Below are 4,591 nucleotides of genomic sequence, written 5' to 3' on the forward strand. Positions count from 1 at the left end.
AGAGCTTCAAGCAAATCCAACCACTCTGAATATGTGCTAGGGGGTTTTATACTAGTAGAAATCATAGTGATCATCTCCTCTTTACCAAAATCTTAGGTGGAACTATATCCCAATCAGGCAAACCTTCTGCAAATACTGTTGGTGGTGCTTTATACTTTGTTTTTTTGGTTGATGCAGTCTTTACTTCACCATCATCTATCGACTTAAATGCAACTCCGCTTTTCTGGCTATTATCAGTACTTTCTGAAGACTGTGCCGCCATTTGAGCAGCTACTTTTTTCAACCCACATCCACAATTGTTACAATACTCTTGTCCCATTTGATTTTTCATTCCACATACAGGACATACAATAAACTCAACATTATTTTTTTCTTCCATTTTATTCTCCTAATCCGAAATTTTTATTCTTCTATTTGAATCGGAAAGTTTTCTTACATACTGTTCTGGGGTTATTTGATCCAGAAAATCTATAACCTTTTGACTTTCTCCGTCCTTTTCTTCAAATTCCTTGCGAAAATCAACAATTTCAGCTAATGTAGCCCTTATAATTTCACATCCGCTTTTTCTTTTCTGATCAAATTTGGAAATTATATCATTACGTGCCACTTCAACATTTTTCTTGGCGGAAAAATGTTTTATAACAAGTCCGATACCGGCTATTATTGCTATAATACCTACAAGTGTCTTTTTACAAAGCATCATTATCAAGCCTATTACAGCAATTGCAATACCTCCAAAAAGACAATACCTCTCAAATTGACTCAAATAGCAATCAGATAATGCATTTTTCTTTTCATTTTCCACAAGATTGCAAAAATCTTTAATTATTCTTTGCTCATCTTTACCGTCTCGAGTTTTAGTATTAAAGGTATCGACGTTAATTTCAATCTCATTAGGAATGTTCATTCGATTCTTTGCAACAATGTCATTGTATGCATTACTTATCCAACCCTTAGAAAGAGCAATTGCAAACTTCTGAGTGGATACACTTGAATGAGAACTTTCAGGTTTCATAGCTGCATCAGTCAAAAGTTGAGTGAAATCCTTATGTTCGTCAAAAGCCGATTCCTCCATTTTCATGTACTTTGACGCCCTGTCTTCATCGCCTTCAAAATCCACAACAAATTGATTATATTTTTCTTCTTTTCTAAGCGGAACTTCTTCTTCATCGAAGTCATTAACTAAATCATTGAGGATATTATCAAGTTGTTCTTTTAACGAGTCGGTAGATGCCTCTTGATTAAAAATATTGGTAAAGTATTCAAGCAATTCAGCATGTAACATTGCACCTTCCATTATTTGCTGTAACACCGGCCATGTTTTACTGTATTTTGTTAAATATGTATAACTACCACTATATGGCTTTTTTTTCAAACTAATAGCTTCAGACCACTGTTTAGTTTGCTGTTCAACAAATCCTGGCTTTTCAGAAAGGTAATCCAACCATTCTGTCATTTGACGAGAAATGACACCCTCTGAATCTGCCCCTAACAAACCGCTTGCAAAAGCATCAAGTATTATAATTGTTTTTCTGTCAAGGTCTTCTGCATCCTGATTTGCAAGATAACGCTGTGTCCATTTTAATGAAGAAGATTTTCTATCTGCTCTTCTGCAAATCAAAGCCCAAAACAATGATGTTTTCTCATCATCTCTTTTTAATGCTTCATTAACAGCCTTTTCGGCAAGTTCAGGTTGATCATTTATCCATGCTGCCAATGCTACAAGGCACGGAGCCAACCAATATCTTGGGGTAGTAATCATCAATTCTTCTGTAGCATTGGTTATAGTACTTTTCTTAACTATTCCCAAATCGTCTGCTTGTAATATACCAGTTGTTGTTCTTCTGACAACATCATAATGTCCAAATTTTTTTTCAAGTTCTTGACGAATCTGAATTAGTCTCTGCTGTGAGTTTGATTTGGCATTTGCTCTTAATTGCGTATAAACATATTGATGAAAATCCCTTGCCAGTGATTCAACATCGTTATAAATCACCTTAACATTATCATTAACAACATCCACATTAGAATCTACAGTTTCTAACCGACGGTATACCGTTCTTAAGTTTTCATCAATACTGTTTAAGTCTCTTTCAATTCCATTTAGATTGGCAGAACTAATTGTATAATCAGCCATTTTTAAACCTCCAATAAAATCGTGTATACAGACATTAAATTTATTAATCTTACATAAATCATTATACACCAATAGTTATAATCTGTCAACTCTGATAGTTAATTCATATTCTACAAATTTTCGTGTAAAATTATAGTAAATATCAACTAAATCAAGAGGAAATTGAATATGAAAACTATTAATTATAAACTAATGGGCGAACGAATCCGCAGACAAAGAGAACTTTTAGGGTTGACAAGAGAACAACTGGCAGAGAAACTTGAAGTATCCGCAAAGTTCTGTTCAGACATTGAACTTGGCGTCAAGGGAATGTCCATGACCACCCTTGCAAGAATGTCAGATGTACTCTGCATGAACGTTGATTTCATGCTTTTCGGGGAGCAGGAAGAAAAGTCTGACCTTGATACTCTCATATCACTTTTTCGTCATTGTCCGGAAGAACATCGCACCAACTTTCTGAAAATTGCAGGAGCCTTTACGGATTCAGTCGCTGAATAAGCTGCGTACTTCGCTTTCGGTTAAAGTAGGATCAAGACCAAAAAGTTTATAAAGATTTTCAAGAACATAACCGTTATATGGTATTTCTGAAAGTTTGTCAGCCAGTGCATTTTCTCTGCTTTTTCGCTACAGTATTTCAAGTCCGCCACTGTAAAAATCGTATATTAGTTCCCAGATATCAAAATTCCGCATTAACTCATTGATAGTTGTACTTTCATGCTTCATTCTTTTCCCCTCCCTTCGACAATATAATACCACAATCCAAAAAATCTGGGAATACAAAACAGTTACCGGATTTTCATAAATTCCCGGAACTGTTTTGTATCAAAGAAGAAATATAAACGTCAAATAAAGATCATCTTTCAACAAATAATAATCTTTTTACATATGAGTGTGGTATAATATGTTAAACTAAGTGTAAGGCATAGCTTTACAAACCTGTACTAAATCGGGATTTGCAGGTGATTATAATAGATAATTTAAATATATTTCAAAAAGACAGACAAGTGTGAATAAAAAACTGTTTTAATAATAATTGACAAATAAATAAAAAAAAGATATAATAAAATAAAATATGTTTATTACTGCTCATAAGGAGTGATTATTCTGTCTATTATTCTGACCATAAGAGAAGAAATAGTTTGCTTTCTTTTTCTCGTTTTCTTGATATGCTATTATTCGTTTTATAAAAATAATGATGAAAACAGCGATAGAAAACCGTTTCTGAAAATATCATTTTTTGCCCTGGGACATGTAATATTTGATATAGTAACGGTTATAACTGTAAACAATATCAGTATTGTTCCCGGCTTGCTGAACAGAATACTTCATATTGTCTACTTCTGTTTCGGAGTATTGTTTATAGTGGAATTTCTGGACTATGTTATACTGCTTACAATGTCCAATAAGTTTCTGCAGAAATACCGTCGCACAAAGTTTTTATCTGTTATACTTGTAATACTGCTTTCATTCATTCTGCCGTTAGAATATGTTGAGGGCAGAGGAACAAATTACAGTTTCGGTCCGTTTCTTTTTGCTTGCTACGGTATATTTGCTTTATATTGTATTACATCAGTAGTTTTGATTATTGTACATTTCAAAAAACTGGATAAGAAAATGCGTCTTGCTGTTTTTCCGACTACAATACTTATGGCATTGATGATTTCTACTCAGGTAGTTGTTCCTGAGCTACTTATGACGGGAGCAGGTGCAACATTTGTCTGCATAGGTCTGTTTGTTACGGTTGAAAATCCCGTTTCCGAATATTTGGAACAGGCTCTTTGGGATAATTCAACAGGTTTACGCAACAAAAACAGTTTTGGGAAGCAAATGTCTGTATTTGAAAAAAAATATCGAAATAAGCAGCTGAACATTGGCTTCATTATCTGTGATATGAATGGACTAAAGCTTATTAATGATAATTACGGTCACGCCGAAGGTGACAGGCTTATTAAAGCTGTTGCGATGATTCTTACTGATAATCTGAAGAACGCATACAATGTATACAGGATAGGCGGAGATGAATTTGCGGTAATATATATTTCCCCAAATGATAAAATTGTTAATTCAGAAGTTGAAAATGTTCGAACCGCATGCAATAACTATAAGGATAGCCCAATAAAACTCAGCATTGCTATGGGATACGCTTCGGGAACAGGCAATTTTTCGGAATTCATGAAAATATACAATCGAGCAGACAATAATATGTATGAAAATAAAGCAGCAATAAAAAAGCTTAATCCCCAATTTTGCAGATAATTCCAATACAATAGGTGTTGTGGTCAAGTTTTTTTGTAACACCGCAGCAAAATTTTCTGCTGCTCCATAGTATCGTTTTTTATTGCAGTTGATGTTTTTACAGAAATTTTTTCGCAGAGCCCATTTTAGTCTTTACGTATGGCTTTTAGTGATATAATGACATTGGCGATTGTTGTCGATTTCATAAATTTCCACATT

General features: G+C 34.1%; 4 protein-coding genes. 2 read left to right on the top strand and 2 right to left on the bottom strand.

The window, feature by feature from the left end:
- Positions 1-70: 70 nt before the first annotated feature.
- Complete coding sequence (locus ACI4WO_RS01095) at positions 71-379, bottom strand: hypothetical protein (RefSeq protein WP_439805712.1); 309 nt, start codon at positions 377-379, stop codon at positions 71-73.
- 9 nt (positions 380-388) lie between these two features.
- Positions 389-2,137 (bottom strand): hypothetical protein, encoded by a 1,749-nt coding sequence (locus tag ACI4WO_RS01100; protein WP_439805713.1) that lies wholly within the window; start codon positions 2,135-2,137, stop codon positions 389-391.
- A gap of 168 nt (positions 2,138-2,305) precedes the next feature.
- Here ACI4WO_RS01100 and ACI4WO_RS01105 point away from each other — a divergent pair, with 168 nt between their 5' ends.
- Both ACI4WO_RS01105 and ACI4WO_RS01110 read left to right on the top strand, forming a co-directional pair.
- Positions 2,306-2,635, top strand: coding sequence for a helix-turn-helix domain-containing protein (locus ACI4WO_RS01105; protein ID WP_439805714.1), 330 nt, complete (start codon positions 2,306-2,308; stop codon positions 2,633-2,635).
- Positions 2,636-3,232: 597 nt separating this feature from the next.
- Positions 3,233-4,393, top strand: a complete 1,161-nt coding sequence (locus ACI4WO_RS01110) for a GGDEF domain-containing protein (RefSeq protein WP_439805715.1) — start codon at positions 3,233-3,235, stop codon at positions 4,391-4,393.
- The last annotated feature ends 198 nt before the right edge of the window (positions 4,394-4,591 follow it).

The sequence above is a fragment of the Porcipelethomonas sp. genome, from assembly GCF_051893655.1.
Taxonomy (GTDB): domain Bacteria; phylum Bacillota; class Clostridia; order Oscillospirales; family Ruminococcaceae; genus Porcipelethomonas.

Coding starts and splice junctions, on each gene's coding strand:
- ACI4WO_RS01095 (WP_439805712.1), bottom strand. CDS start 379: ATGGAAGAAAAAAATAATGTTGAGTTTATTGTATGTCCTGTATGTGGA.
- ACI4WO_RS01100 (WP_439805713.1), bottom strand. CDS start 2,137: ATGGCTGATTATACAATTAGTTCTGCCAATCTAAATGGAATTGAAAGA.
- ACI4WO_RS01105 (WP_439805714.1), top strand. CDS start 2,306: ATGAAAACTATTAATTATAAACTAATGGGCGAACGAATCCGCAGACAA.